The 24,953-nt window shown below is 69.4% G+C and carries 28 protein-coding genes; 11 read left to right on the top strand and 17 right to left on the bottom strand.

Translation table 11 applies throughout. From position 1 onward, the window contains the following. Position 1 precedes the first annotated feature (1 nt). Genes JOM49_RS11730 through JOM49_RS11705 form a run of 6 tightly spaced genes read right to left on the bottom strand, consistent with a single transcriptional unit; the run spans position 2 to position 3,648 of the window. Entirely contained in the window at positions 2-451 is a 450-nt protein-coding gene (locus JOM49_RS11730) for a hypothetical protein (protein WP_209664325.1), read from the bottom strand. Positions 452-465: 14 nt separating this feature from the next. Then, positions 466-1,335 carry a RecB family exonuclease gene (locus JOM49_RS11725; protein ID WP_209664324.1) on the bottom strand — a complete coding sequence of 290 codons (870 nt, stop codon included), beginning with the start codon at positions 1,333-1,335 and terminating at the stop codon, positions 466-468. Positions 1,336-1,380: 45 nt separating this feature from the next. Next, positions 1,381-2,007 carry a MarC family protein gene (locus tag JOM49_RS11720; RefSeq protein WP_209664323.1) on the bottom strand — a complete coding sequence of 209 codons (627 nt, stop codon included), beginning with the start codon at positions 2,005-2,007 and terminating at the stop codon, positions 1,381-1,383. Beyond that, positions 2,007-2,873, bottom strand: a complete 867-nt coding sequence (locus tag JOM49_RS11715; RefSeq protein WP_209664322.1) for a PHP domain-containing protein — start codon at positions 2,871-2,873, stop codon at positions 2,007-2,009. The genes JOM49_RS11720 and JOM49_RS11715 overlap by 1 nt, the downstream gene beginning before the upstream one ends. Positions 2,874-2,902: 29 nt before the next feature. Further along, positions 2,903-3,463, bottom strand: coding sequence for a PH domain-containing protein (locus JOM49_RS11710; RefSeq protein WP_209664321.1), 561 nt, complete (start codon positions 3,461-3,463; stop codon positions 2,903-2,905). Between the two features lie 23 nt (positions 3,464-3,486). Continuing rightward, on the bottom strand, positions 3,487-3,648 hold the full coding sequence (locus JOM49_RS11705; protein WP_113696211.1) for a hypothetical protein: 162 nt from the start codon (positions 3,646-3,648) through the stop codon (positions 3,487-3,489). Positions 3,649-3,990: 342 nt separating this feature from the next. Between JOM49_RS11705 and JOM49_RS11700 the strand changes: the two genes are divergently transcribed. After that, positions 3,991-4,395, top strand: a complete 405-nt coding sequence (locus JOM49_RS11700; RefSeq protein WP_209664320.1) for an NUDIX hydrolase — start codon at positions 3,991-3,993, stop codon at positions 4,393-4,395. Between the two features lie 173 nt (positions 4,396-4,568). Here the strand turns inward: JOM49_RS11700 and JOM49_RS11695 are convergent, their stop codons facing one another. Both JOM49_RS11695 and JOM49_RS11690 read right to left on the bottom strand, forming a co-directional pair. Next, positions 4,569-5,666, bottom strand: a complete 1,098-nt coding sequence (locus tag JOM49_RS11695; RefSeq protein WP_209664319.1) for a DUF2332 domain-containing protein — start codon at positions 5,664-5,666, stop codon at positions 4,569-4,571. Continuing rightward, positions 5,659-6,162, bottom strand: a complete 504-nt coding sequence (locus tag JOM49_RS11690) for a MaoC family dehydratase (RefSeq protein ID WP_209664318.1) — start codon at positions 6,160-6,162, stop codon at positions 5,659-5,661. Before JOM49_RS11690 ends, JOM49_RS11695 begins: the two co-directional genes overlap by 8 nt. Before the next feature lie 332 nt (positions 6,163-6,494). Between JOM49_RS11690 and corA the strand changes: the two genes are divergently transcribed. The 4 genes from corA to JOM49_RS11670 all read left to right on the top strand — a co-directional run bounded on the left by corA (position 6,495) and on the right by JOM49_RS11670 (position 9,636). Continuing rightward, a complete protein-coding gene (gene corA, locus JOM49_RS11685) occupies positions 6,495-7,568 on the top strand; it encodes a magnesium/cobalt transporter CorA (protein WP_209664317.1) in 1,074 nt (357 codons plus the stop codon). A gap of 152 nt (positions 7,569-7,720) precedes the next feature. Next, the gene (locus tag JOM49_RS11680; RefSeq protein ID WP_209664316.1) at positions 7,721-8,116 is read left to right on the top strand and encodes a hypothetical protein; all 396 of its coding nucleotides are present in this window, start codon (positions 7,721-7,723) and stop codon (positions 8,114-8,116) included. A gap of 24 nt (positions 8,117-8,140) precedes the next feature. Beyond that, positions 8,141-8,800 carry a metallophosphoesterase family protein gene (locus tag JOM49_RS11675; RefSeq protein ID WP_209664315.1) on the top strand — a complete coding sequence of 220 codons (660 nt, stop codon included), beginning with the start codon at positions 8,141-8,143 and terminating at the stop codon, positions 8,798-8,800. Continuing rightward, the gene (locus JOM49_RS11670) at positions 8,797-9,636 is read left to right on the top strand and encodes a chromosome partitioning protein ParB (RefSeq protein WP_209664314.1); all 840 of its coding nucleotides are present in this window, start codon (positions 8,797-8,799) and stop codon (positions 9,634-9,636) included. Before JOM49_RS11675 ends, JOM49_RS11670 begins: the two co-directional genes overlap by 4 nt. 363 nt (positions 9,637-9,999) lie before the next feature. Here the strand turns inward: JOM49_RS11670 and JOM49_RS11665 are convergent, their stop codons facing one another. From JOM49_RS11665 to JOM49_RS11640, 6 genes are all read right to left on the bottom strand, one after another. After that, positions 10,000-11,181: an ABC transporter ATP-binding protein gene (locus tag JOM49_RS11665; protein ID WP_209664313.1), complete on the bottom strand. Its 1,182-nt coding sequence runs from the start codon at positions 11,179-11,181 to the stop codon at positions 10,000-10,002. An 8-nt stretch (positions 11,182-11,189) separates the two neighbouring features. Then, a complete protein-coding gene (locus tag JOM49_RS11660; RefSeq protein ID WP_209664312.1) occupies positions 11,190-12,032 on the bottom strand; it encodes a carbohydrate ABC transporter permease in 843 nt (280 codons plus the stop codon). After that, positions 12,032-12,982, bottom strand: coding sequence for a carbohydrate ABC transporter permease (locus tag JOM49_RS11655; RefSeq protein WP_282769952.1), 951 nt, complete (start codon positions 12,980-12,982; stop codon positions 12,032-12,034). Before JOM49_RS11655 ends, JOM49_RS11660 begins: the two co-directional genes overlap by 1 nt. After that, the gene (locus tag JOM49_RS11650; RefSeq protein WP_209664311.1) at positions 12,979-14,301 is read right to left on the bottom strand and encodes an ABC transporter substrate-binding protein; all 1,323 of its coding nucleotides are present in this window, start codon (positions 14,299-14,301) and stop codon (positions 12,979-12,981) included. Before JOM49_RS11650 ends, JOM49_RS11655 begins: the two co-directional genes overlap by 4 nt. Positions 14,302-14,573: 272 nt before the next feature. Further along, positions 14,574-15,104 carry a YflT domain-containing protein gene (locus JOM49_RS11645; protein ID WP_209671084.1) on the bottom strand — a complete coding sequence of 177 codons (531 nt, stop codon included), beginning with the start codon at positions 15,102-15,104 and terminating at the stop codon, positions 14,574-14,576. Positions 15,105-15,178: 74 nt separating this feature from the next. Then, a complete protein-coding gene (locus JOM49_RS11640; RefSeq protein WP_209664310.1) occupies positions 15,179-16,375 on the bottom strand; it encodes an acyl-CoA dehydrogenase family protein in 1,197 nt (398 codons plus the stop codon). Positions 16,376-16,516: 141 nt separating this feature from the next. On the opposite strand from JOM49_RS11640, the gene JOM49_RS11635 reads away from it, so the two are divergent. Further along, entirely contained in the window at positions 16,517-16,888 is a 372-nt protein-coding gene (locus tag JOM49_RS11635) for a DUF4190 domain-containing protein (RefSeq protein ID WP_209664309.1), read from the top strand. A 15-nt stretch (positions 16,889-16,903) separates the two neighbouring features. After that, entirely contained in the window at positions 16,904-17,284 is a 381-nt protein-coding gene (locus JOM49_RS11630) for a DUF4190 domain-containing protein (RefSeq protein ID WP_209664308.1), read from the top strand. On the opposite strand, the gene JOM49_RS11625 is transcribed toward JOM49_RS11630, so the two are convergent. Continuing rightward, a complete protein-coding gene (locus JOM49_RS11625; RefSeq protein WP_209664307.1) occupies positions 17,281-18,072 on the bottom strand; it encodes a slipin family protein in 792 nt (263 codons plus the stop codon). The genes JOM49_RS11630 and JOM49_RS11625 overlap by 4 nt on opposite strands. 59 nt (positions 18,073-18,131) lie before the next feature. Between JOM49_RS11625 and JOM49_RS11620 the strand changes: the two genes are divergently transcribed. Genes JOM49_RS11620 through JOM49_RS11605 form a run of 4 tightly spaced genes read left to right on the top strand, consistent with a single transcriptional unit; the run spans position 18,132 to position 22,002 of the window. Continuing rightward, positions 18,132-19,034 (top strand): aminoglycoside phosphotransferase family protein, encoded by a 903-nt coding sequence (locus tag JOM49_RS11620; protein WP_209664306.1) that lies wholly within the window; start codon positions 18,132-18,134, stop codon positions 19,032-19,034. Positions 19,035-19,043: 9 nt separating this feature from the next. Next, on the top strand, positions 19,044-20,342 hold the full coding sequence (locus tag JOM49_RS11615) for a magnesium transporter MgtE N-terminal domain-containing protein (protein ID WP_209664305.1): 1,299 nt from the start codon (positions 19,044-19,046) through the stop codon (positions 20,340-20,342). Beyond that, entirely contained in the window at positions 20,335-20,847 is a 513-nt protein-coding gene (locus tag JOM49_RS11610; RefSeq protein WP_209664304.1) for a DUF1003 domain-containing protein, read from the top strand. Before JOM49_RS11615 ends, JOM49_RS11610 begins: the two co-directional genes overlap by 8 nt. Before the next feature lie 9 nt (positions 20,848-20,856). After that, complete coding sequence (locus JOM49_RS11605) at positions 20,857-22,002, top strand: Mrp/NBP35 family ATP-binding protein (RefSeq protein ID WP_209664303.1); 1,146 nt, start codon at positions 20,857-20,859, stop codon at positions 22,000-22,002. A gap of 870 nt (positions 22,003-22,872) precedes the next feature. On the opposite strand, the gene tatB is transcribed toward JOM49_RS11605, so the two are convergent. Next, positions 22,873-23,283: a Sec-independent protein translocase protein TatB gene (tatB, locus tag JOM49_RS11600; RefSeq protein WP_209664302.1), complete on the bottom strand. Its 411-nt coding sequence runs from the start codon at positions 23,281-23,283 to the stop codon at positions 22,873-22,875. Between the two features lie 68 nt (positions 23,284-23,351). After that, positions 23,352-24,890 (bottom strand): S1C family serine protease, encoded by a 1,539-nt coding sequence (locus JOM49_RS11595; RefSeq protein ID WP_209664301.1) that lies wholly within the window; start codon positions 24,888-24,890, stop codon positions 23,352-23,354. Positions 24,891-24,953: the final 63 nt, after the last annotated feature.

The raw sequence follows: 24,953 nt of genomic DNA, 5'->3' as shown, positions 1-24,953 counted from the left end.
CTCAGGCCCACCAGAAGAACCAGAGCGTCGCCAGGGTCAGCACGACCACGGCGACCCCGCAGGCCGCGGCTCGGCGGCCGATCCAGCGGTCGGCGTAGCGCTGCGCGACGACCGCCGCGGTGGCGCCGACGAAGTGCCCGATCAGCGACGGCAGGCCGGGGCCGGGTGAGTCGACGAACAACGCGTAGACCTGGATGACGATGTCCGCGGCGGTCAGCATCGCCAGCCCGGCGGCCATCGCGCCGGTGAGACCGCGCCAGAACCGGCGCGCCCGGGGCCGCGGGGAGCTGCTGGGGACCGCCGGGACCTCGAACTCGTCGGTGCGCGCGTTGGCGATGCCGGGCGCGCCCGTCGGCAGTTCGTCGGTCCGCGCGTCGGCGACGGGGGTTCGTTCGGCGAACGACGGCGTGGCGGGGCGACGATGGCCTCCGCGGCCAGGTGGTTGGTGCACGGGCAGAAATCTCGCTATTCGTCGGCTTCCAGCGGCGCCAGCAGGTCCCACGACCGCGCTTCCGGCGCGGCCTGCTGGCCCTCGGCGCAGCTGGGCCGGAAGTCGCACCAGGAGCAGTGACGCCCGGTCCTGGCGGGGAAGAGCTCCTGCCCGTCACCGCCATCGGCCAGGGTATCCGTCGCCTTCTGCAGATCGGCGGCGGTCTCCTCCGCCCGGGTGACGTGCCGCCGGAGGCTCTCCGGCGTGTGCTCGGCGGCGGCGACCGTGCCGGTGGGCACGTGGTGCAGCTCCACCTTGTGACACGGCATGCGCAGCGTGCGCGTGGCCGCCACGGCGTACATCGCCAGCGCCTGCGCGCTGCGTGCCTCGTACTCGTCGGGCTGCCGCTTGCCGGTCTTGTAGTCCACGATCACCAGTTCGCCGCCGCGGTCGTCGATGCGGTCCGCGCGGCCTTCGACGATGATGGTCGGCCCGCCGGGACCACCGCCGGTTGGCGCGGACACCCAGCGCTCCAGCCCCACCGGGTCGAAGGCGACGTCGTTGTGCTCGACGTATTCGGTGACCCACTCCTGGGCGCGGCGGCGGTACTTCGCGGCCTGCACCTCGTCGACGAAGCCCGCGTCCTTCCAGTGCTCGGCGACCAGCGCGGCGGCCCGCTGCGGGCTGCGGCGCTCCACCGGCAGGTCGAACAGCGCCTTGAGCGCGTTGTGCACCACCGCGCCGAGCGTGCTGTGCGCCCACGGGCCGCTGCGCCGCGGGGTGGGGCGGTCGAGGTAGGCCAGGCGGTACCGGCGCGCGCAGTCGTCGAAGGTGGCCAGCTTGGCCGGCGTCACCCTGGTCAGCCGCCGAGGCTCTTTCCCGAAGTCGAACCCGATCTGCGACACGACGCCCAGCGTACGCACCACCACCGACAGTTCCGGCAGGAGGCGCTAGCCCCCGGCGATGAAGCCCTTCACCGAGTTGGCCACCAGCTCCACCGCGATCGCGGCGAGCAGCAGACCGGCCACCTTGGCCAGCAGGGTGATGCCCGACTCGCGGATCAGCTTGATCACCACGCCCGAGTACCGCATGCACATCCACAGCACGAAGTGCACGGTGACGATGGCCAGCGCCAGGGCCACGTAGGCACCGGCACGCCCGTCCGCCTGCCGGACGAAGACGATGGTCGCGGCGATCGCCCCCGGCCCGGCCAGCAGCGGCGTGCCCAGCGGCACCAGCGCCACGTTGACGTCCTCGGCCACCTCGGGGTTGGTGCTGCCCTTGCCGGTCAGCAGGTCCAGCGCGATCAGCAGCAGGAGCAGCCCGCCCGCGCCCTGCAGCGCCGGGATGCCGATGTGCAGGTAGGCCAGGATCGCCTGCCCGGCGATGGCGAACAGCGAGATCACCAGCAGCGAGACCAGCACCGCCTGGCGCGCCGCGCGGGCCCGCACGGCGGGGGACTTCCGGCCGGTCAGGCTGAGGAACACCGGCACCGTGCCGGGCGGGTCCATGATCACCACCAGGGTGATCGTGGCCTCCATGAACAGCGCCGCGTCGAAGTAGTCCGAGAAGGCCATCAGCCGGTCACCAGCTGGGCGCCGCTCGCCTGCCCCACCAGCTCCTCGAAGGCTTCGGGCGCGGTGGTGTCCTGGCCGAGCGCGATGGTCTTGTTCGTGCCGTGGTAGTCGCTGGAGCCGGTGGGCACCAGGTCCAGGTCACGGGCCAGCGCCCGCAGGCGCTCGCGGTCGGCGGGTTCGTGGTTCGGGTGGTCCACCTCGAGCCCGGTGAGCCCGTGCGCGGCCAGCTTCGCGATGGCTTCCTCGCTCAGCGTCGGGCCCCGGCTGTGCGCGAACGCGTGGGCCAGCACGGTCACCCCGCCGGCCGCGGTGATCATCTCGATCGCCGTCTCCACCCGGGTGTCCGCGCCGGGCACGTAGTAGCCGCGGCCGCTGGCCAGGTACCGCGCGAATGCTTCGTCCACAGTGGACACCGTACCGGCTCTGACCAGGGCTTGCGCCAGGTGCGGCCGCCCTGCGGGCGAGTCGTCCGGCAGCAGGCCGAGCACCTCGTCCGGGTCCACCGGCAGGCCGTCGGCGGCCATCCGCTCGGCCATCGTGCGCACCCGGGAGCGGCGCTGCGCGCGCAGCCTGCGCTGCTCGACCACCACCGCCTCGGCCGCCGGGTCGAAGAGGTAGCCCAGCAGGTGCACGCCGATCCGCGCCCCTGGCTCACCGGACACGCAGGACATTTCGGCACCCGGCACCAGGGTGAGCCCGCGCGGCAGCGACTCGATGGCAGGCAGCCAGCCCGCGGTGGTGTCGTGATCGGTCAGCGCGATCACGCTCAACCCCGTGGCGGCGGCAGCGGCCATCAACTCGGCAGGACTGTCCGTCCCGTCGGAGACCGTGGAGTGGGTGTGCAGATCTATGCGCACAGCGTCCATTCTGGACGATGTCGCCGGTCACACCGCAATCAGCCCACCATGCGCTTGCCGCGGGCGGCGCGCTGCGCCTTGATCATCGAGAACCGCTCGGCCTGCTTCGCCTTGTCGCCGAAGACCAGTTCGGAGATGGTGTCGTAGAACTCCTCCGGCCGCGGGAGGTAGTCGATCTTGTTCAGTGCCTGGATCTGCCCGGCCGACTCGACCACCATCGTGCCGTAGCCGAGCACCCGGCCCCAGGCCGTGCGCTGGTAGGTGAGGTCGGTGACCTTGGTGATGGGCATCATCAGCACCTTCGTGGTGAACACGCCGGTGGTCATCACGAAGCGCTTGTCGGTCACCACCAGCCGCTCGACCCACCACTCCATCACCAGGTAGGAGAACCGCAGGATGACCAGCAGCGCCAGGTACCAGAGGATGTTGTTGATCAGCCACATCGAAGGTGGCAGCACGTACGACACCAGCACGCAGATCGCCAGCAGGGCCGCCGCTTCGAAGCTGTCCCACAGCAGCGTCGCCCAGTGGCGCCGGATGCGGATGACCCGGCGCTCGGTGTCGAGGAGGTACTCGTCTGGGTCGCGGGGGGCGAACATCTGCTCAGGCTAACCGTTGCCGGTCAGCTGAACACGTTGCTGACGAAGGTGATCACCGATTCGGCCGATTCGCGCAGGAAGGTGATGATGTTCGTGACGAGACCCGCCGCGCCTTGCGGCTGGGCGATCACGAAGAACAGCACCAACGCGATACCGGCGAACGTCAGGAGCTTCTTCGCGTTCATGACGATCAATCCCGTCTCTGTGTCCGGACCCTGTCCGCCAAGGTAGCCCGACCCGGCTGTTGCCGGGGTGGCCAATAACGTTGTACCGCACCCCGCCGTGGAACGGGAAGAATGTCCCGCGCTTGGGGCAGCGGCCGCGAGCGATGGTACCGGACAGCTACTCTAGGTGACCTGGGAGCCCGCTCGAAGATCGATCGGACCCGCCGCAGGCCAGGGGTGCGCAGTTCCACCTGGTGACGGCGGCTGCACTCGGTCACCGGCCTCCAGCACCCCGCCGGGCCGATTTCAAGATCGCCGCGGGTAACGAGGGTCACATTCACCCCGTCCGCGACAATCCGTCGGATGAACCAGTCGAGGATTCGCTGCGTCGGCGGTATCGCGCTCGATGAGGACGGCCGCCTGTTGCTCATCCGGCGGGCCAACGACCCGGGCGCCGGATTGTGGTCCCTGCCCGGCGGGCGGGTGGAAAGCGGCGAAACGGACAATGACGCGCTGGTCCGGGAAATGCGGGAGGAAACCGGGCTCGAAGTGGTGCCCGGCGAACTGGTCGGCGTGGTCGAGCGCGGCCCGTACGACATCCACGACTACCGCTGCACGGCCGTCTCCGGCAACCTGAGCGCCGGGGACGACGCCACCGCGGCCCGCTGGGTGTCGGCCGCCGAGTTCACCGCCATGGACCACTCAGGGGCCCTGGTCCCCCAGCTGGCCGACACCCTGCGCTCGTGGAACGCCCTACCCACGTCCTGACCCCCGAGTCGCACATTCGTGCAGCCGAACCCCACGTCCAGGAAGCCGAACCCCACACTCAGGCACCCGAGTCCCACGTTCGGCGCCCTCGAGTCGGCAGAGCCGAATGCTATGAGTGGGGCATTACTTGCATTGAATGCAAGTAATGCCCCACTCATAGCATTGGGCGGGGGTCAGAGCCAGGTCATGCGCTGGCCGTGGGGGGCGGTGCGGGCGAGGGCCTGGGCACGGGGGGCGCCGTCGCCGAATTCGACCAGGCCCAGGGTGCTGGTGCGGGTGTCGGCGAAGCGCAGGTCGTCGCGGCCCGGCAGCAGTGGCTCGATGCCGGCCTCGTACGCCTCCTGGCTCACCCACCACACCGGCCGCCCCAGCGCCGACACCGCCTCGACGAACGCCTCCCGCTTCTCCTTCGCCAGGTACGTGACCACGTGGCTGGTCAGCAGCACCAGCGGCAGCTCGGCGGGCAAGCGGTCCACCGCGGCCCCCAGGTCGTCCACCAGGTCCCCGGTCACCAGCTCCGGCGGCTTCTTGCGCTGCGCGGCCGCCGCGGTCCGCAGCAGCCGGATGCGGTCGACCTGGTCGGCCCACACGCACGCCTCCAGCCACGCCAGCTCGTCCTCGTCGGCGGCGTCCACCGGCGCGCGGTCCAGCCCGAGCTTGGCGCCGACCTGCAACTTCTTCGGGATCTTGGGTGCCACCGCGCCCTCGGCCAGCTCCAGCGCGCAGTGCAGGCCGACCGCCGCCTTCGCCGGTCCGGCGGTGAGCTGGTCGCCACCGCACTGGTACCGGTAGCCGAAGGTGTCCAGCCCGAGCAGCAGTCCGGCACTGCACCCGGCCTCGAGCAGGGCGATCTTCCCGCCGGCCGCCTTGGCCGCCAGCGCCACCGCCGGGTACAGCAGCGCCGCCCGGCGGACCTCGTTGGTCTGCGTGTACCGCGACGAGATCAGCGCCTTCGCCTTGTCCGCCCGCTCCGCGAGGAAACCGCGGAACTCCGGCCACGTCCCGCCGTCCACCCCGTCGAACCCGCCGAGCGACGGGTAGTAGCGCGAAAGCGGGTGGATCGGCTCGGCCTGGATCAGCCGGTGCGCAGTGGCGAACAGCAGCGGCGCCCGCGCCTCCTCCGGCGAGGACGCGGCGAGCAGCAGCCCGGCGATCTCGTCGTCCTCGGCGGCGTGCGCGGCCAGGTGCTCGTAGAGCGGCGAGACCCCGGCCGCCTCCTGCGCGGCGAAAGCGGCCAGCCGCCGCTTGACCTCCGCGAGCGGGTCACTCATGCGGCACCGGGCGGCCGGGCTGCTCGCCGCCCCTGGCCTCGCCGTAGGACCGCTTCGGCACCATCACCTTCCGGCGGAACACGCACACGATCGTGCCGTCCTGCTTGTAACCGCGCGTTTCCACGTACACCACCCCGCGATCGTCCTTCGACTTCGACGGCGTCTTGTCCAGCACCTCGGTCTCGCCGTAGATGGTGTCACCGTGGAAGGTCGGCTTCACGTGCTTGAGCGATTCGACCTCGAGGTTGGCGATCGCCTTGCCCGAGACGTCCGGCACCGACATGCCCAGCAGCAGCGAGTAGATGTAGTTGCCCACCACCACGTTCTTGCCGAAGTCGGTGGTCTCCCCCGCGTAGTGCGCGTCGAGGTGCAGCGGGTGGTGGTTCATGGTCAGCAGGCAGAAGAGGTGGTCGTCGTACTCGGTGACCGTCTTGCCCGGCCAGTGCTTGTACACGGCCCCGACCTCGAACTCCTCGAAATAGCGCCCGAACTGCACGCGGCTTCCTCCTCGGCGGGTAACGCCACACCTACCTGCGGCGACAAGGACTCATGTCGAGGAGTACCCTTGACCATCGGTGTCGGTGCGTCAACGCGACCAGCGACACGTCAGGTGAAGATCCCCGGCCGGAGGAGGTGAGGTACGCGGTGAGTACTGGCGATAGTCCGCTCCCTAGTAATACCAGCGTCCTCGTGCTCCGATCCGGCTCGCGTTCTCCCAGGTAGGCCGCCGCACGGACGCTGGCGCTGCCGGAGCGTTCGTTTCCCGCTCCGGCTCGGTCGTAGTTGCAGTCACTCTGCTCAAGCACGACGTCAGCCCCTGGAGTCGCCATGCCTTCTCTGCCTTCTCTCCGTGGTCGCGGCAATGGCCGTGGTGACACTCCGCGCCCGCTGCCCGTCCCCCTTTCGGCGTACGTGGTCGATTGCGCGGTGTACGACGAGGGGGCGCGGCTGTCCGGGCGCTGGACGCACTCCGAGGCGATCGAAGAGGTCCGCCGCCGCGGGTCCGGGTTCGTCTGGATCGGCCTGCACGAGCCGGACGAGGAGCAGATCCAGGGCGTCGCGGAGACCTTCGGCCTGCACGAACTGGCGGTCGAGGACGCGGTGCACGCGCACCAGCGCCCGAAGCTGGAGCGCTACGACGACAACCTGTTCCTGGTGCTTAAGACAGTCCGCTACGTCGAGCACGAGTCGCCGACCACGGCCAACGAGATCGTCGAGACCGGCGAGCTGATGGCGTTCCTCGGCAAGGACTTCATCGTCACCGTCCGCCACGGCAACCACTCCGGCCTCGCCCGTCTGCGCCGCGAGCTGGACAACGAGCCCGAGCGGCTGCACCTGGGCCCGGCCGCGGTGCTGCACGCCATCGCCGACCACGTGGTGGACCACTACCTGGACGTGACCGACCACCTCGAGGAGGACATCGACGAGATGGAGGCGCAGGTCTTCGCGCCGCGCTCGTCGGTGACCGCCGAGACCATCTACTTCATGAAGCGCGAGGTGCTGGAGATGCGCCGCGCGGTGATGCCGCTGGCCACCCCGCTCAAGCGCCTCGCCGAAGGGCACAGCCGGCTGGTCCCGGACGAGGTGCGCTCGTACTTCCGCGACGTCGACGACCACCTCACGCAGGTCACCGAGCGCGTGGTCAACTTCGACGAGCTGCTCACCACCCTGGTCGACGCCACGCTGGCCAAGATCACGCTCCAGCAGAACACCGACATGCGCAAGATCACCTCGTGGGCGGCGATCATCGCGGTGCCCACCATGGGTGTGGGCGTGTACGGGATGAACTTCGACTACATGCCCGAACTGCACTGGAAGTTCGGCTACCCCATGGTGATGGGCGTCATCCTCGTCGTCTGCCTGATCCTCTACCGAATATTCCGGAAGAACCGCTGGCTCTGAAGTCCGCTCCCTTCCTGGAATACCTCGAGGAGGCCTCCCATGGTCCGCCTGCTGACCAACCTCAAGTTCTGGGCGCTCGCCCTGTCGCTGACCTGGTTGCTCGTGGTGATCGCGATCATCGCGAAGAACCCCGACTTCGCCCACGGGGCGCAGTGAAGTTCACGCGTCGCCGACTGGTCCTCTCCGGACTCGCCGTACTCGCGGTGGTCTGGGTCGGTTATCTCACCGCGGTGATCGCAGCCGAGCCGGAGCCGGGCGCCGACTCGGCCGAGCAGTTGCGTGGCCGCCTGGCCACCGCACTGGCCGACCGGGACGCCGCCGGGCTCGCCGGGTTGCTCGACTACCCGAAGGCCGACCGCGACGACTTCGCGCAGTCCTATGTCGAGGACCTCGGCGAGGCCGGGGTGCGCGACGTCCGGGTGTCCGTGCGCGGTGACCTCGCGGTGGTGGACGGCGTGCTGCGCGACGGCGGGCGGTTCACCTACGCGCTGTCCATCCGCGAAAGCGGTGGCCGGTGGACGGCCGGGTTCTCGCCGCCGGTGCCCTGAGCTCCGCTGTCGTAGGCTGGGCGCATGCTTCGCGCGCTGGTGGTGGCCGACGAGGTGGACGAACGGCTCTGGGCGGGCGCGGTGAGCGGCCTCGCGGTCGACCTCATCCTCGGCGCCGGCGATCTCCCGTTCGCCTACCTCGAGTTCCTCGCCAGCGCGCTGGACCGGCCGTGCGTTTTCGTGCCCGGCAACCACGATCCCGATCTTTCCGGCTTCACCAGGTACGGAGGTCTGTCCATGAGGGACGGTTTCCCGGCGCGGTGGCCCGGCCCGGCGGGCGGGGTGAACGCGGACGGGCGAGTGGTCGACGTCGGCGGCCTGCGCATCGCCGGGCTCGGCGGCTCGATCCGCTACAACGATGGTCCGAACCAGTTCACCCAAGGGCAGCAGGCACGCCGGGCCCGCAAACTGGTGCGCCGGGCCGAACGACGCCGCCGCCGCGACGGCCGCGGGGTCGACGTGCTGCTGACGCATTCGCCGCCCCGGCACCTCGGTGACCGGGAAGACCCGCCGCACCACGGGTTCGACTGCCTGCACCGCACCACCGAGAAGCTCGCGCCGCGCTGGTTGCTGCACGGGCACATCCACCCGCACGGGCAGCCGACACCCGACCGGAAAATCGGGGATACCGTGGTGCGCAACGTGGTGGGACAGCACATCATCACCTTCGAGGTGGCACGATGAACCGAGACACCGGTTTCCCCAGGGCCGACGCCGAAAGCGACTTCCTGCGCGCCCGGCGGCGGCAGGTACTCTCACGCCTGGCCAACTGGCTGCGCCGGGAACCCGACGACGTCAACATCATGCTGCCGTTCCACGAGGTGGTGGACGCACTCGGCTGGGTCAGCGAACGGCGCATCGGCCTGCGGGTGATCCAGCTTTCGTCCATCGTCGGCAGCGTCGACCGCGGCCGCGACTTCGACCGCCGGTTCCGCCCCACCTCGGGCCGTGTGCGCGAACGCTGGGAACGCCTCGCACTGGCCGCCCGGCGCGGGGAGAACATCCCGCCGATCGAGGTGTACCGCATCGGCGGCCTGCACTTCATCATCGACGGCCACCACCGCGTCTCGGTCGCGCACGCGATGGGCCTGGACTCGATCGACGCGCAGGTCACCGAGGTCCGGACCAAACTGGACCCGGCGGGCATCCGCTACCGCGGCGACCTGATCGTCAAGGACTACCGGCGCATCTTCCTCGAGCGCGTCCCCCTGACCGGCCAGGCACGGGCGTCGGTGATCGTCTCGGACCCGTGGGACTACGCCCAACTCGGTGAACACGTCGAAGCCTGGGGCTTCCGCCTGATGCAGGACGAAGGCGCGTTCCTGGACCGCCAGACGATCGCCGCGCGGTGGTTCGCGGAAGAGTACGAACCAGTGGTGCGGATGCTGCACCAGGCAGACCTGATCGGCACGCACACCGAAGCCGAGGCGTACATGTGGGTGGCCGGGGAGCGCTACCGCCTCATCCGCACCCACCGCTGGGACGACGAGGTCATCGAAACCCTACGCACCCAACGCTGACCACGACACAAATGTGGCTTTGGGGGCCGATTACGCCCCCAAAGCCACATTCGTGACACCGACCAGCCCAGCCGAGCCCCCCTCGGTGCCGTGAAAGCCACATTCACGGCGAATTCGGCCGTGAAAGCCACATTCACGGCACCACCCCCTCCCCACGCGACCCGGGCACCCCAGCCCAGGGCACCACCCCTCCCTCCCCAAGGCGAGCCGGGCACACAAACCCCGAAGACCACCCAGCCCTCCCCCTCACCCCGATCCGCCGCAAACAACACGGCGAGGGCTCCTTTGTCAAGGCATCTTTCCCGCCTTGACAAAGGAGCCCTCGCCGTAGTCACACTAAAAAAGCGGGGTGGCAACCAGAAATCAACCCGCGTACGTCAGATTCTTCCCCGACGAAGGATCAAAGATCTGCACCTTGTCCGCGTCGAACCACACGTCCAGCGGTTCACCCTCCTTGGCCCCGGACGAAGCCGACAACCGAGTAACGATCGCCGAGCCACCGTCCGGCACATCGGCCGATCCACTGTCGGCAGCCAGGTCCGCCAGGTCCGACGAGGTCGCCTGGGAACCTTCGACCGAGAAGTGGGCGTACTTCTCCGAGCCCATGGACTCGAGCACGTCCACCGTGGTGGTGAAGGTGACGCCACCGCTCTTCTGCGCGTCGTCGAGCAGGGCGGCGTCCTCGAAGTGCTCCGGCCGGATGCCGGCGATCACCTCGCGGCCGCCGTCGGCCGCTTCCACCAGTCGCCGCACGCGGTCGGTCAGCGTGACCGCGCCGAACGGTGTCTGCAGCGACCCGTTCTCCAGCGTGGCCGGGACGAAGTTCATCGACGGCGAGCCGATGAACCCGGCCACGAACAGGTTCGCCGGGTTGTCGTAGAGGAACTGCGGCGAGCCGATCTGCTGCACGTACCCGCCGCGCAGCACCACGACCCGGTCGCCGAGGGTCATCGCCTCGGTCTGGTCGTGCGTGACGTACAGCGTGGTGGTGCCCAGCTGCTTCTGCAGCTTCGACACCGAGGTCCGCATCTGCCCGCGCAGCTTGGCGTCCAGGTTGGACAGTGGCTCGTCCATCAGGAACGCCTTCGGGCTGCGGACGATCGCCCGGCCCATCGCCACGCGCTGGCGCTGGCCACCGGAGAGGTTGGCCGGCTTGCGGTCCAGGTGCTGGGTCAGGTCCAGGATCTGGGCCGCTTCGTCCACCTTGGCCTTCACCGTGGCGTCGTCCACTTTGGCCAGCCGCAACGGGAAGGCCATGTTCTCCCGCACGCTCATGTGCGGGTAGAGCGCGTAGGACTGGAACACCATGGCGATGTCGCGGTCCTTGGGCGCCTTCTCGTTCACCCGCTTGCCGTCGATGCGCAGCTCACCGGAGGAGATGTCCTCCAGCCCCGCCACCATGTTCAGCGTGGTGGACTTCCCGCACCCGGACGGTCCCACCAGGATGATGAACTCGCCGTCGGCGATCTCCAGGTTGACCTCGGACACCGCGAGCGCACCGTCGGGGTAGCGCTTGCTCACATTCTCGAGAACGATCTCAGCCATTTCCGCACTTACCCCTTAACGGCGCCGGAGGTCAGCCCCGCCACGATGCGACGCTGGAAGAACAACACGAACACAATGATCGGCACGGTGATCACCACGGCCGCCGCGGAGATCGTGCCCGTGGGGTCCTCGAACTGCGAGGACCCGGTGAAGAACGACAGCGCCGCCGGGACCGTGCGCGAAGCCTCGGTCGAGGTCAGCGAGATGGCGAACAGGAAGTCGTTCCAGCAGAAGATGAACACCAGGATCGCCGTGGTGAACACCCCGGGCGCGGCCAGCGGCGCGATGACCCGGCGGAACGCCTGCGCCGGGGTGGCCCCGTCCATCTTCGCCGCCTTCTCCAGCTCCCAGGGGATCTCCCGGAAGAAGGCCGACAGCGTGTAGATCGCCAGCGGCAGCGCGAAGGTGATGTAGGGCAGGATCAGTCCCGGCCAGGTGTCGAACAGCCCGAGCTCCCGCTCGATGTTGAACAACGGGGTGACCAGCGAGACCTGCGGGAACATCGCGATCAGCAGCGAGACCCCGACCAGCAGCTGCTTGCCGGGGAAGTCCAGCCGCGCGATCGCGTAGGCCGCCATCGTGCCCAGCACCACCGCGATCACCGTGGCGATGATCGCGATGCCGATCGAGTTGACCAGCGCCCGGATGAACTCGGTGGTGGCGAAGATGTCCGCGTAGTTCTGCAGGGTCCATTCGACCGGGATGAGGTTCCCGTCCTTGAGCGTTTCCTTGGTCTTGAGCGACAGCGACAGGATCCACAGCACCGGGAACAGCGCGTAGACCACCACCACGATGTCGATCAGGGCCCACTTGGCCTTGCGGCCGCCCGTGGCCGCTCCTCCCATGACCATCAGCGCTTACCTCCCGGATCGCTGCCCGGCGCCGCGGTGCCGAAGACCTTGATGAAGATGAAGGCGATGATGGCCACGGTCAGGAAGATCAGCACGGCCATCGTGGACCCGATCCCGAGGTTCAGCCCCTTGATCAGGTTGTTGTAGGTCTGCATGGACACCGACGAGGTGTCCTGCGCACCGTTGGTGAGCACGAAGATGTTGTCGAAGATGCGGAACGCGTCCAGCGTGCGGAACAGCAGCGCGACCAGGATGGCAGGCTTCATCACCGGCAGCATCACCTTGGTGAACCGCTGCCACGGGCCGGCCCCGTCCATCGAGGCCGCCTTGAGCAGGTCGTCCGGCACCAGCGCCAGCCCGGCCATCAGCAGCAGCGCCATGAACGGCGTCGTCTTCCACACCTCGGCGAGCACGATGATCGACAGCGAGGACAGCCAGTCGGTCAGCGGCGCCGAGTCGACGAACAGGTTGGCCAGGTAGCCGGTCTTCGGGGTCCAGGCGTAGTACCAGGAGAAGGCCGCGACCACGGTGACGATGCCGTACGGGATCAGCGAAACCGTGCGCACCAGCCCGCGTGCCACCAGGGTGCGGTGCATGACCAGCGCCAGTGCCATCCCCAGCACCAACTCGATCGCCACCGAGACCACGGTGAGCCCCATCGTGGTGGCGAACGCGGTCCACCAGTAGGAGTTGGTCAGCACGGCGGCGTAGTTGTCGAAGCCGACGAACTCCTGCTGCCCGGGGAAGCGGAGGTCGTAGCGCTGCAGGGAAAGCCAGATCGAGTAGATGATCGGCCAGCCGGTGACCGCGATCATCACGATCGCGGCCGGGGCGCAGAGCAGCAGCCCGAGCCGCCGTTCCGCCTTCTTGCCCTCGCTCAGCGGCGGCTTTCCGCGTTTGCCACCGTTGACGGCGGTCGCCGCGGGCGCCGCGGAATCGGCGACGGTCACGGGATCACTCCCTTCGACTCGAGTGCGTCGGCGAGCTGCTTGCGCAGTTCCTCCGCGGTGGCCTGCGGATCGATCGCCGCCGGCGGCGAGAGCACCTTCGACATCACCGTCGACAGGTTCTGGTACGCCGGGGTGAGCGGGCGGACCGCGGCGTTCTTCAGCGCCTCGAGAATGGTCTCCCGCATCGGGTACTGCGTGTCCATGCTCGGGTTGTCGTCACTGGCCGGCTTGGTCGGGTCCAGCGGCGTGGTGTCGGTGTAGAGCGCCTCCAGCGTCGGCGGCACCCCGTCGTTGAGCGCGGAGAACTTCTGGCTTTCCGGGCTGCGCAGGCACAGTGCGGCTTCGAACGCCTCCGGCTTGTGCCGCGAGGCCGTGCTGACCGCGAGGTCGTAGCCACCGATCGTGGTGCGCGCGGGCTGGCCCGGCACCACCGACGGGTAGGTGGCCCACTTGAAGTGCTGCAGGTCGTCCGGCTTCTCCTTCTTGAAGGAGGGGTAGACGAACGGCCAGTTCAGCTCGAAGGCCCCGGTGCCGTCCTGGAACGCCTGACGGACCTCGTCCTCCTTCTGGTTGGTCAGCGAGGCGTTGGTGATGCCCGAGGAGGTGACCCGCTTGAGGATCTCGAGCGCCTTGACCGCGCCCTGGTCCATCACCACGGACTTGCCGTCCTCGGACAGGATGCGCCCGCCCGCCGACTCGACCAGCGTGTTGTAGATGACCACCAGGCCCTCGTACTGGGCGCCGGTGAACAGGATCTCGCTCGGCTTGCCCTGCGCCTTGAGCGCCAGCGCCTGGTCGATCATCTGGTCCCAGGTCTCCGGCGGGGCCGGGGTGACCCGGTCGTCGTACCAGAGCAACTGGACGTTGGTGTTCTTCGGCGCCGCGTAGAGCTTGCCGTTCCACGTGGCTGTCTCAAGTGGACCGGGCAGCACCCCGGCCGTCGCCTGCGCCTTGTTCCCGCCGGTCCACTCCTCGGCCCAGCCCGCCTCGGCGAACTCGGCCACCCAGTTCACGTCGAGGCCCAGGATGTCCAGGCCCTCGTCGCCGGCGGCCAGGCGGCGCACCATCTGCTCACGCTGGCCGTCCGCGCCACGCGGGAGTTTGTTGTAGACGATCTCGTAGCGACCGCCCGCCTTGGTGTTGCACTGGTCGACAACCTTCTGGAAGTTGTCCTCCGGCGCGTAGTAGATGTTGATCTTCAGGCCGTCGCTCGACCCGCAGGCGGTGAGCAGGCCGGCGGCCATCAGCCCCGCGCCCAGAACCGACAACGCCCGTCCAGGCGAACGTCCTCGCCGGTTCCTGGCGTTCGCTTTCCCCATCTGGCCTCCTTCCCAGCGCGCACGCTCGGTGGAAACACGGCGCGGTGTTTTGGAGAGCCACGCCAGCACCCCGACGTGCATGGCGTCGGGCTGGCACGAATAGACCCGTCTCGTGCGGCCCGACCGGTGCACAGCAACTTATGCCCGGCGATCACCGGCCGCAAGCAATGACCGTAACGATTCAGCGATTGCGGCTGAACTTAGGGAAATCTTGCGGTATACAGCAAAACGGCTCAGCGTAGCGGTAACAAGAACGTCCGCCGATCCGGGCCTCAGATCGCCCCTGGCGACCGCATCGCGTGCCTGGCCAGCAGGTCGCGGGCCTTCTCCGCGTTGCGCGGCTGGCACAGCACGTCGTACCGCCCGGCCACCAGCTGGCTGGTCGAGGAGAAGTCGCGGCGCCCCTTGGTCAGCGAATAGCTCATCGCCGCGGTGATCAGCCCGAACAGCACCCCGGCGGCGAGGCCGACCAGGATCGGCGGGGCCGGGCTGCTCCCCGGCGGCGAGAACACGCTCAGCAGCAGCCCGATCAGCAAGCCGAGCCAGGCCCCGGAAATCGCCCCGGTGCCCAGCACCTTGCCCCACGACAGCCTGCCGACCACCCGCTCGACGAGCATCAGGTCCACGCCGACGATGGTCACGTCCCGCACCTCGAGCTCGTTGGAGGCGAGGTGCTCGACCGCGCTCTGGGCCTCCTCGTAGGTGCCGTACGAACCCACCGGCCAGCCGGTCGGCGGGGTGGGCAGGCGGGGCTGTCCCGGCGCGGGACGCCCGGCGGAGGAGAACGGACCGGTCAACTTGATCACCTGTTGCTCTACGCGGAGGGACGCGTCCATCCTGCCAACCCCGCGCGCTCCTGGCTAACCAGGTACCCCGTTCAGCCTCGGGATTTGTACTCGCGGAGCAGTCCGCGGCTGATGATCGTCTTCTGGATCTCGCTCGTGCCCTCGCCGATGAGCAGGAACGGGGCCTCGCGCATCAGCCGCTCGATCTCGTACTCCTTCGAGTAGCCGTAGCCGCCGTGGATGCGGAACGCCTCCTGGGTGACCTCGGCGCAGTACTCGCTGGCGATCAGCTTCGCCATGCCGGCCTCGACGTCGTTCCGCGCACCCGAGTCCTTCAACCGGGCCGCGTTGACCATCATCAGGTGCGCGGCCTCGACCTTGGTGGCCATCTCGGCGAGTTTGAACGCGATCGCCTGGTGCTCGGCGATCGGCTTGCCGAAGGTCCTGCGCTGCTGGGCGTACTCCACCGCCAGCTCGAACGCCCGGATCGCGATGCCGCAGGCACGCGCGGCCACGTTCACCCGGCCGACCTCGACACCGTCCATCATGTACGCGAAACCCTTGCCCGGCGCCTCGCCGAGCACCTTGTCCGCGCCGATCCGGAAGCCGTCGAACACCGCCTCGGTGGTGTCGACGCCCTTGTAGCCCATCTTCTCGATCTTGCCGGGGATGGTCAGCCCCGGCGCCACCTCGCCGAAGCCCTCCGGCTTCTCCACCAGGAACGTCGTCAGGTTCTGGTGGGCCTTCTCGGCGCCCTCGTCGGTGCGGACGAGCAGCGCGATCAGGTTCGAGCTGCCGCCGTTGGTCAGCCACATCTTCGCGCCGTCGATGACGTAGTCGTCCCCGTCGCGCTTGGCCTTGGTCTTGATCGCGGCCACGTCGGACCCGAGGTCCGGCTCGGACATGGAGAACGAGCCGCGCACCTCACCGGTGGCCATCCGGGGCAGGAAGTGCTGCTTCTGCTCCTCGGTGCCGTGCCGGGAGATCATGTGCGCCACGATGAAGTGCGTGTTGATCACGCCGGACACGCTCATCCAGCCGCGCGCGATCTCCTCGACCACCAGCGCGTAGGTCAGCAGCGACTCGCCGAGCCCGCCGTACTCCTCCGGGATGGTGATCCCGAACAGGCCCATCTCCTTCATGCCCTCGACGATGTCCGCCGGGTAGGTGTCCGCGTGCTCCAGCTCCTGGGCGTGCGGGATGACCTCCTTGTCGACGAAGGAGCGGACCGTGGAGAGGATCTCGGACTGCACGTCGGTCAGTCCGGCGGTCTGGGCGAGGCGGGCCATCATTGGCTCCTTGATCTTCCGACGCGGCGCGGCATTGGTGGGTTACCCGCGAGTATGACCGGAGATGTCCCGTACTGCTATGAGCACGCTCACCCCCGGGGCGCTACGGTGAGCGCCGGATCAGCGCACAGAGGGGGCTCGATGAGCAATCCGCAGGACCCGCACGGCCAGCAGGACCCGTACGGCCACCCGTCCGGTCCGTTCCCGCAGCAGTCGGGCGGCTACCCCCCACCGGGTTACGGTCCGTCGGGTTACGGCGGCCCGCCGCAGAGCCAGGACCAGGGCATGGCGGTCGGCTCGCTGGTGTGCTCGATCGTCGGCATCTTCATCTGCCCGGCCGTGCTGTCCATCGTCGGGATCGTGCTCGGCCACATCGCGGTCGGCAAGGCGGACCGCGGCGAAGCGGGCGGGCGCGGCATGGCCATGGCCGGGCTGATCATCGGCTACGTGACGATCGCGCTGATCATCGTCGCGGTCATCGTCGCGATCGCCATCGGCGCGTTCGACCGGTAGTCGGAGGCGCGGAAAATGAGCTATCCCCAGGACCCGTACGGCCAGCAGCAGAACCAGTACGGCCCGCCGTCCGGCGGCCAGCCCTACCCGCACCAGCCGGGGTACGGCTACGCCTACGGCCCCGGTGGTCCGCACAACCAAAACCAGGACCAGGGCATGGCCATCGCGGCGATGGTCTGCGCGATCGTCGGCCTGGTCGGCTGCGGCGGCGTGCTCTCCATCGTCGGCCTGGTGCTCGGCCACATCGCCTACGCCAAGGCGAAGCGCGGTGAGGCGGGCGGCCAGGGCATGGCGCTGGCGGCGATCATCATCGGCTGGATCGTGGTGGCGCTGATCGTCATCGCCGTGATCATCTTCCTGATCGCCGGCTTCGCCACGAACTGGGACTTCGACTAATCGCCTTCCCGCGGTCGGGGTGCCACGGCACCGTCGTCGCGGTTCGCCCGGTCCAGGAACCGCAGCAGCTCCACCGGGAACGGCAGCACCAGCGTCGAGTTCTTCTCGCTGGCGACCTGGACCACCGTCTCCAGCAGGCGCAGTTGCAACGCGGCCGGGTGGTCGGACATGGTCGCCGCCGCCTCGGCCAGCTTGTACGAAGCCTGCAGTTCGCCGTCGGCGGAGATCACCCGCGCCCGCCGCTCCCGCTCGGCCTCGGCCTGGCGGGACATCGAGCGCTTCATGCTCTCCGGCAGCGCGACGTCCTTGATCTCCACCCGGTCGATGTGGATGCCCCAGCCCAGCGCCGGACTGTCGATCAGCAGTTCCAGCCCTTCGTTGAGGCGCTCACGGTTGGACAGCAGGTCGTCGAGGTCGCTCTTGCCGATGATCGACCGCAGCGAGGTCTGCGCCACCTGGCCCACGGCGCTGCGGTAGTCCTCCACGTTGACCGCGGCGAGCACCGGGTCGGTGACCTTGAAGTAGACCACCGCGTCGACCTTGACCGTGACGTTGTCGCGGGTGATGCCGTCCTGCGCCGGCACGGGCAGGGTGACGATCTGCATGTTCACCTTCTGCAGCCGGTCGGCGAACGGCAGCAGCATCACCAGCCCGGCCTCGCGGATCTTCGGGCGCACCCGGCCGAAGCGGTAGACCAGCCCGCGTTCGTACTGTTTGACCACGCGGATCGTCGAGACCATTCCGGCACCGGCCAGTACGACGACACCCGTCAGGATTTCCAGCAGCATGGCGGCTCCCGGGAAAAACCCCCTCGCCCCGAGTTTACGCCTGTCGGCAGGCTGTCCCCGTGACCCGATTCGAGATTCCCCTTCCGTTTTCCACGCGGATCTCCCAGCGCGAAGGCGACGAGGGACGGGCGTGGCTGGCGGACCTCCCGGCGCGGTTGGAGGAGTACCTGACGCGGTGGTCGCTGACCGTCGACGGCCCGGCGCGGTACGGGTACGCCGCGGTGGTGCTGCCGGTGGTGTGCGCCGACGGCACGCCCGCCGCGCTGAAGCTGACCTGGCTGGACGCCGACACCGCCGACGAGCCGGTCGCACTGTCCACTTGGAACGGTCGGGGGGCGGTGCTGCTGCTGGCGCACGAACCCGGGGTCCTGCTGCTGGAACGGCTCGACAGCGGCCGTGACCTGGACGGCGAGCCGATCGATTCCGCGATCGCCGTCCTCACCGGCCTGCTGCGGGAAATGACCGTGCCCGCGCCCGCGCTGCGGCGGAATCTGCGCGCGGAGGCCGAACGCTGGACCGAAGAACTCCCCCGCGAATCACGCGAACTCGGCCACCCGCTACCGCGGCGGCTGGTCGACGCGGCGGTCGGCTTCGCCCGCGAACGCGGCCCGGAAACCGCGTCGCTGCTGGTGAACCAGGACCTGCACTTCCAGAACGTGCTTGCCGGGACGCGGCGGCCGTGGCTGGCCATCGATCCGCAGCCGCTCGCCGGTGATCCCGAATTCGGCGTGGGCCCGCTCATCTGGAACCGGGCCGGTGAGACACCGGTGGCTCAGCGGCTGCGGGCCGTCGTCGACGGCGCCGGGCTCGACCCGGAACTGACCACGTCGTGGGTGCTGTTCCGGGCCGTCGACGCCTGGTTCTACTCGACGAGCGCCGGTGACCAGCGGCTGCTCGACGCGCTGCGCCCGGTGCTGGACTGGGCACAGCGGCTCCCGGCGAACGGCCGTGCGCTCGGTTAGTCTTCGGCTATGGCCGCCGTGAACCGCGTTTTCGCTGCTCAACTGGCCGGTTTACCGGTGTTCGGTCCGGACGGCGAGTCCATCGGCAAGGTGCGTGACCTGGTCGCCGGGCTCCGGCTGGACCAGCAGGCACCCCGGGTGCTCGGGCTGGTGGTGGAGCTGGCCACCCGGCGCCGGGTCTTCGTGCCGATGCTCCGGGTCACCTCGATCGAGCCGAACGCCGTGACGCTGACCACCGGTTCGGTCAACATGCGTCAGTTCCACCGGCGCCCCAACGAGGTGCTCGTGCTCGGCCAGCTCGCCGACGCGCACGCGACCCTGGCCGCCACGGGCGTCCGGGTCACCGTGGCCGACGCCGCGATGGAGCCCACCCGCACGCGCGACTGGGTGCTGGCGAGGCTGGCCGTCCGGGAGCGCAGTTCGCGGCTCGGGCTGGGCCGCCGCCGCTCGTCGCTGCAGGTGCTGCCGTGGAACGAGGTCGCCGGGCTCGGGCTGGCCGACCTGGCCGTGCAACCGCAGGGCGCCGGGCAGCTGCTCATGCTCTTCGACACCATGCGGGCCGTGGACGTCGCCGCCACACTGCGGGACCTGCCGGTCAAGCGGCGGCACGAAGTCGCCGACGCGATGGACGACGAGCGCCTGGCCGACGTGATCGAGGAACTGCCCGACGACGACCAGAAGGACCTGCTCGGCTACCTCGCCGAGGAACGGGCCGCCGACATCCTCGAGGCGATGAACCCCGACGACGCCGCCGACCTGCTCGCCGAGCTGACCCCGGCCGACCAGAGCAGGCTGCTGGAGCTGATGGAACCGGAGGAGTCCGAGCCGGTCCGGCGGCTGCTGGCGTACTCGTCGGACACCGCGGGCGGGCTGATGACCCCGGAGCCGGTGGTGCTCTCGCCCGACGCCACGGTCGCCGAGGCACTGGCCCGCATCCGCAACCCCGAACTGCCCGCCGCGCTGGCCACCATGGTCTTCGTCTGCCGCCCGCCGCAGGCCACGCCCACCGGCCGGTACGTCGGCTGCGTGCACTTCCAGCGGCTGCTGCGGGAGCCACCGGCGGAACTGGTCGCCAGCGCCGTCGACACCGACCTGCCCGCGCTGCGCGCCGACGCCACGCTCACCGAGGTCACCCGGTACTTCGCGGCGTACAACCTGGCCTGCGGGCCGGTGGTCGACAGCGGCGACCACCTGATCGGCGCGGTCACCGTGGACGACGTGCTCGACCACCTGCTGCCGGAGAACTGGCGCGAAACCGGCCTGCACGACGTGGGCACGGCGAAGTCCGAGGAGTCCGAACTTGCCTGAACCCCATCCCCGCCGGCGGCTCGACCAGCCACGCGCCGGGCGCCGCCGCATCGGCCTGCGGCTGGACCCGGACTTCTTCGGCCGGTTCACCGAGCGGGTCGCCCGCTTCCTCGGCACCGGCAAGTACCTGTTCTGGCAGACGCTGACCGTGGTCGTCTGGATCATCCTGAACCTGACCGCGGTGTCCCTGCGCTGGGACCCGTACCCGTTCATCCTGCTCAACCTGGCCTTCTCCACCCAGGCCGCGTACGCCGCGCCGCTGATCCTGCTGGCGCAGAACCGGCAGGACGACCGCGACCGGGTGTCGCTGGAGGAGGACCGGACGCGGTCCGCGCAGACCAAGGCGGACACCGAGTTCCTGGCGCGGGAGCTGGCCGCGCTGCGGCTGGCGATCGGTGAGGTGGCCACCCGCGACTACCTGCGCGGCGAGCTCGACAAGCTGCGTGAGGACCTCGACACCAAGCCGCGCAAGAGCCGGGCTCGGAGCAGTACTACCGATACGTAACATGGAAGCGTGACCAGCATTGGACAGCTCCCGACCACCGACGACGTCCGCGAAGCGCTGAAGACCGTCTACGACCCGGAGATCAAGAAACCGATCACCGAGCTCGGCATGGTCAAGGACGTCACGATCGGCGAAGACGGCGTGGTGACGGTCGCCATCTACCTGACCGTGGCCGGTTGTCCGCTGAAGGACACCATCACCAAGGAGACCACCGCCGCGGTCGAAAAGCTGGACGGCGTGCGGGGGGTGCGCGTCGAGCTGGACGTGATGAGCGACGAGCAGCGCACCGAACTGCGCAAATCGCTGCGCGGGGACGCCAAGGAACCGGTGATCCCGTTCGCCCAGCCCGGGTCGATGACCAGGGTGTACTGCGTGGCGTCCGGCAAGGGCGGGGTCGGCAAGTCGAGCGTGACGGTGAACCTCGCGGTGGCCATGGCCCAGCGCGGGCTGTCCGTCGGCGTGGTGGACGCCGACATCTACGGCCACTCGGTGCCGCGGATGCTGGGCGCCGGCGAGAAGCCGACCAAGGTCGACACGATGATCATGCCGCCGCAGGCGCACGGGGTGAAGGTCATCTCGATCGGCATGTTCACCCCGGGCAACACGCCGGTGGTGTGGCGGGGGCCGATGCTGCACCGCGCGCTGCAGCAGTTCCTCGCCGACGTGTTCTGGGGTGACCTGGACATCCTGCTGCTGGACCTGCCGCCGGGCACCGGGGACATCGCGATCTCGGTGGCGCAGCTCATCCCGAACGCGGAGATCCTGGTGGTGACCACGCCGCAGCAGGCCGCCGCCGAGGTGGCCGAGCGGGCGGGCGCGATCGCGCTGCAGACGCGGCAGCGGGTGGCCGGGGTGATCGAGAACATGTCCTGGCTGGACGCCCCGGACGGCTCGCGCATGGAGATCTTCGGCTCGGGCGGAGGCCAGTCCGTGGCCGACTCGCTCTCGAAGGTGGTCGGCTCGCCCGTACCGCTGCTGGGCCAGGTCCCCCTGGACCCACGCCTGCGCGAACAGGGCGACGCCGGCACCCCCATCGTCCTGGCCGCCCCGGACGCACCCGCCTCGCAGGTCCTGCGGGAAGCCGCCACCAAACTGTCCGTCCGAGCCCGAGGCCTGGCCGGCATGATGCTCAACGTAACCCCCACCCCCCGCTAACCCACCCCCCCGAACCCCACACTCAGGCACGCGAACCCCACACTCAGGCACGCGAACCCCACACTCAGGCACGCGAACTCCACACTCGCGCAGCCGAACCCCACGTTCGGGCACGCGAGTTCCACACTCGAGAAGGCGAACCCCGCGTTCAGAAGCCGAGGCACGCACTCGGGCAGCTGAGTGCCACGTTCAGGTGCCTGAATCCCACACTCAGGCAGGCGAACCCCACGTTCGGGCAGGCGAGTTCTACATTCGGGCAGCCGAAGCCTGGCCTCGGGCGGGCGACCCCGCCTTCGGACAACCCGAGTTCCACGCTTGGAACGCTGAGTCCCGCACTCAAACAGCCGAGTTCCACACTCGGGTCGGCGAGGCTCGGGACTGGAGCGGGCCCACCTGTCCCGAGCGAAATAGTTGGCCTACGCGAGCAAGCCCCTCGCCTGCCCGAACGTAGAACTCGACTGCCCGAATGTGGGCCTCATTGCCCCGAGTGCGGAACTCGGGTGCCTGAACGTGGGATTCGGCTGCACGAGTGCGGGGGTTCGGGCGCCTGAACGTGGGATTCGGCTGCCCGAGTGCATGCCTCGGCTTCCTGAACGCGGGGTTCGGCTGCACGAGCGTGAGGTTCGCGTGCCTGAGTGCGGGGTTCGGGTGCCTGAACGTGGAGTTCGGCTGCGCGAATGTGGGACTCGGGTGCCTGAACGTGGAGTTCGGCTGCACGAGCGCGGGACTCGGCTTCCCGAACGTGAGGTTCGGCTGCGCGAATGTGGGACTCGGGCGCCTGAACGTGGAGTTCGGCTGCACGAGTGTGGGGTTCGGGCCTGAATGTGGGGTTCGGGGGTGTGGGTGTGGGGGTCGGGTGTAGCAGGGGGGTTAGGTGGCGTCTGGGTCGACGGGGGGTTTTTCGCCGGGTTTCAGGGGTTCTGGGGTGGTGGAGGCGGCGGCTGGGTGGCCGTTCGGCTTCACCGGGTCCGGGCCGCCGTTGCCGTTGGTGGTGTTCAGGCCCAGCGGGTCCGGGTCACCGTCGAACAGGTGCTGGGTGACGGCCCGCTTCGGGTCGAAGTTGCGGAGTTGCCGCAGGTCTTCCAGCGGCTTCCGGTACTCCTCGAACTCGGGCCCCATCTCGTCCTTGAGCTGCTGCCGCGCGCCACTGGCGAAGTCACGCACCTTGCGCATGCTCTTCCCGAGCCACGCCGCCGCTTCGGGCAGCCGTTCCGGGCCCAGAATGAACAGCCCGGCCACGATGAGGACCAGGATCTCGCCCCAGCCAACGCTCTCGAACACCCTGTGACCTCCGACTCGTGCACTGCGCCAAGCTCAGCGTACCGCCCGATCCGGTGACCATCCCAGGGTCAGTCCGAGCCCAGCGTGACGTCGACCACCAACTGCCTGCCCTGCCGCGACAACTGGACCGGCACCACATCCCCGATGTTGTGCTCCCGCACCACCACGGTCAACTCGGTCGCCGTCCGCACGATCCGGTCCCCGACCTTGGTGATCACGTCACCTTCGGCGATGCCCGCCCCCGCGGCGGGACCGCCCGGCGCGACGTTCTGCACCTGCGCGCCCTCCGAGGTGTTCGCCGCCACCGAAGCCGCGTTCAGGCCCAGGTCGGCGTGCTTGACCGAGCCCTGCTCGATCAGCGACCGGCTAATCCGGATGGCCTGGTCGATCGGGATGGCGAAGCCGATGCCGATGTTGCCGCCCTGGCCCTCGCCGCCACCGAGGATCGAGGTGTTGATGCCGACCAGCGCCCCGGTCGAATCGACCAGCGCGCCACCGGAGTTGCCCGGGTTGATCGGCGCGTCGGTCTGGATGGCGCCGTAGTTCGACGGCGGCCCGCCGTTCTCGCCCGGCATGCCGATCGGCCGGTTCAGCGCGCTGACGATGCCGCTGGTCACCGTGTTCTCCAGGCCCAGCGGCGAGCCCACGGCCAGCACCGAGTCACCGACGGCGAGGTCGGCGGACTTGCCCACCTGCACCACCACCGGGTCCGGCACGTTCACCTTGACCACCGCGAGGTCGGTCTTCGGGTCGGTGCCGACCACCCTCGCCTCGCTCCGCGCGCCGTTGATGAACACCGCGGTGATCTTCGCGGACTGGTCCTTGACCGCCATCGAGACCACGTGGTCGTTGGTGAGGATGTAGCCCTGCGGGTCGATGACCACGCCAGAACCGCTGCCACCACCCTCGCCGATCCGGATCTCGAGCGACACCACCGCGGGCGCCACCCGCTGCGCGACCTCGGCCACCGAGCCCGGCGGACGCTCCTTGCCCGCCTCGGCCTCGGCGATGTTCAGCTCACCGGTCAGCGCGTCCCCGCGATCGGACAGCCACCAGCCGGTCAGCCCGCCGACCGCGCCGATCAGCAGCGCGATCACGCCGAGCAGCGCCAGCGCGGTGGGTTTGACCTGCCTGCCGAACAGCACCTCGGGCAGGCTGAGCATCGCGCCACGCGGGCGCTCCTCGGGGTCTTCCTTGGCCGGTTCCTCGGTCGCGACCGCCGGGCCGCCGAGCAGCGCGCCCGCGTTCGGGTCGCGCCACGGGTCCGCGGGCTTCGACCACAGGGGCGCCTCGGCCTCGGTGGCTCCCGCGCCGCCCTGGTCACCGACCGGGCGCTGCAGCACCACCCCGGGGGCGTCCGGCGGCCGGCGGAAGGCCTCGGCCAGCGATTCGGGGGGCGGCGGCGCGAGCGTGACCTGCTTCGCCTTGCCGTTGCGCGCGTCCGGCGTGTAGAGCCGGTCGAAGGCGCCGTCGACGCCACGCGGCCTGCCGAAGACCGACGCCTGCGCCGGATCCACCGGCGGGCGCTCCAGTGGCCTGGGGACGAGCCTGTCCTCGCGCCGCGGCGCGCCGGACGGGTCCTGCTGCGGGTTGGGCTGCTGGCTCATTCATTCCTCGACGCGTGACCGGCCGTCGGCGTGACGAATACGCCGGACGTTTGCCGCGAATTC

Source organism: Amycolatopsis magusensis, assembly GCF_017875555.1.
GTDB classification, from domain to species: Bacteria; Actinomycetota; Actinomycetes; order Mycobacteriales; family Pseudonocardiaceae; genus Amycolatopsis; species Amycolatopsis magusensis.
This window is presented reverse-complemented; position numbering and strand designations above follow the sequence as displayed.

Coding starts and splice junctions, on each gene's coding strand:
- JOM49_RS11720 (WP_209664323.1), bottom strand. CDS start 2,007: ATGGCCTTCTCGGACTACTTCGACGCGGCGCTGTTCATGGAGGCCACG.
- JOM49_RS11715 (WP_209664322.1), bottom strand. CDS start 2,873: ATGGACGCTGTGCGCATAGATCTGCACACCCACTCCACGGTCTCCGAC.
- JOM49_RS11710 (WP_209664321.1), bottom strand. CDS start 3,463: ATGTTCGCCCCCCGCGACCCAGACGAGTACCTCCTCGACACCGAGCGC.
- JOM49_RS11705 (WP_113696211.1), bottom strand. CDS start 3,648: ATGAACGCGAAGAAGCTCCTGACGTTCGCCGGTATCGCGTTGGTGCTG.
- JOM49_RS11700 (WP_209664320.1), top strand. CDS start 3,991: ATGAACCAGTCGAGGATTCGCTGCGTCGGCGGTATCGCGCTCGATGAG.
- JOM49_RS11695 (WP_209664319.1), bottom strand. CDS start 5,666: ATGAGTGACCCGCTCGCGGAGGTCAAGCGGCGGCTGGCCGCTTTCGCC.
- corA (WP_209664317.1), top strand. CDS start 6,495: ATGCCTTCTCTGCCTTCTCTCCGTGGTCGCGGCAATGGCCGTGGTGAC.
- JOM49_RS11675 (WP_209664315.1), top strand. CDS start 8,141: ATGCTTCGCGCGCTGGTGGTGGCCGACGAGGTGGACGAACGGCTCTGG.
- JOM49_RS11670 (WP_209664314.1), top strand. CDS start 8,797: ATGAACCGAGACACCGGTTTCCCCAGGGCCGACGCCGAAAGCGACTTC.
- JOM49_RS11665 (WP_209664313.1), bottom strand. CDS start 11,181: ATGGCTGAGATCGTTCTCGAGAATGTGAGCAAGCGCTACCCCGACGGT.
- JOM49_RS11660 (WP_209664312.1), bottom strand. CDS start 12,032: ATGGTCATGGGAGGAGCGGCCACGGGCGGCCGCAAGGCCAAGTGGGCC.
- JOM49_RS11650 (WP_209664311.1), bottom strand. CDS start 14,301: ATGGGGAAAGCGAACGCCAGGAACCGGCGAGGACGTTCGCCTGGACGG.
- JOM49_RS11640 (WP_209664310.1), bottom strand. CDS start 16,375: ATGGCCCGCCTCGCCCAGACCGCCGGACTGACCGACGTGCAGTCCGAG.
- JOM49_RS11635 (WP_209664309.1), top strand. CDS start 16,517: ATGAGCAATCCGCAGGACCCGCACGGCCAGCAGGACCCGTACGGCCAC.
- JOM49_RS11630 (WP_209664308.1), top strand. CDS start 16,904: ATGAGCTATCCCCAGGACCCGTACGGCCAGCAGCAGAACCAGTACGGC.
- JOM49_RS11625 (WP_209664307.1), bottom strand. CDS start 18,072: ATGCTGCTGGAAATCCTGACGGGTGTCGTCGTACTGGCCGGTGCCGGA.
- JOM49_RS11615 (WP_209664305.1), top strand. CDS start 19,044: ATGGCCGCCGTGAACCGCGTTTTCGCTGCTCAACTGGCCGGTTTACCG.
- JOM49_RS11595 (WP_209664301.1), bottom strand. CDS start 24,890: ATGAGCCAGCAGCCCAACCCGCAGCAGGACCCGTCCGGCGCGCCGCGG.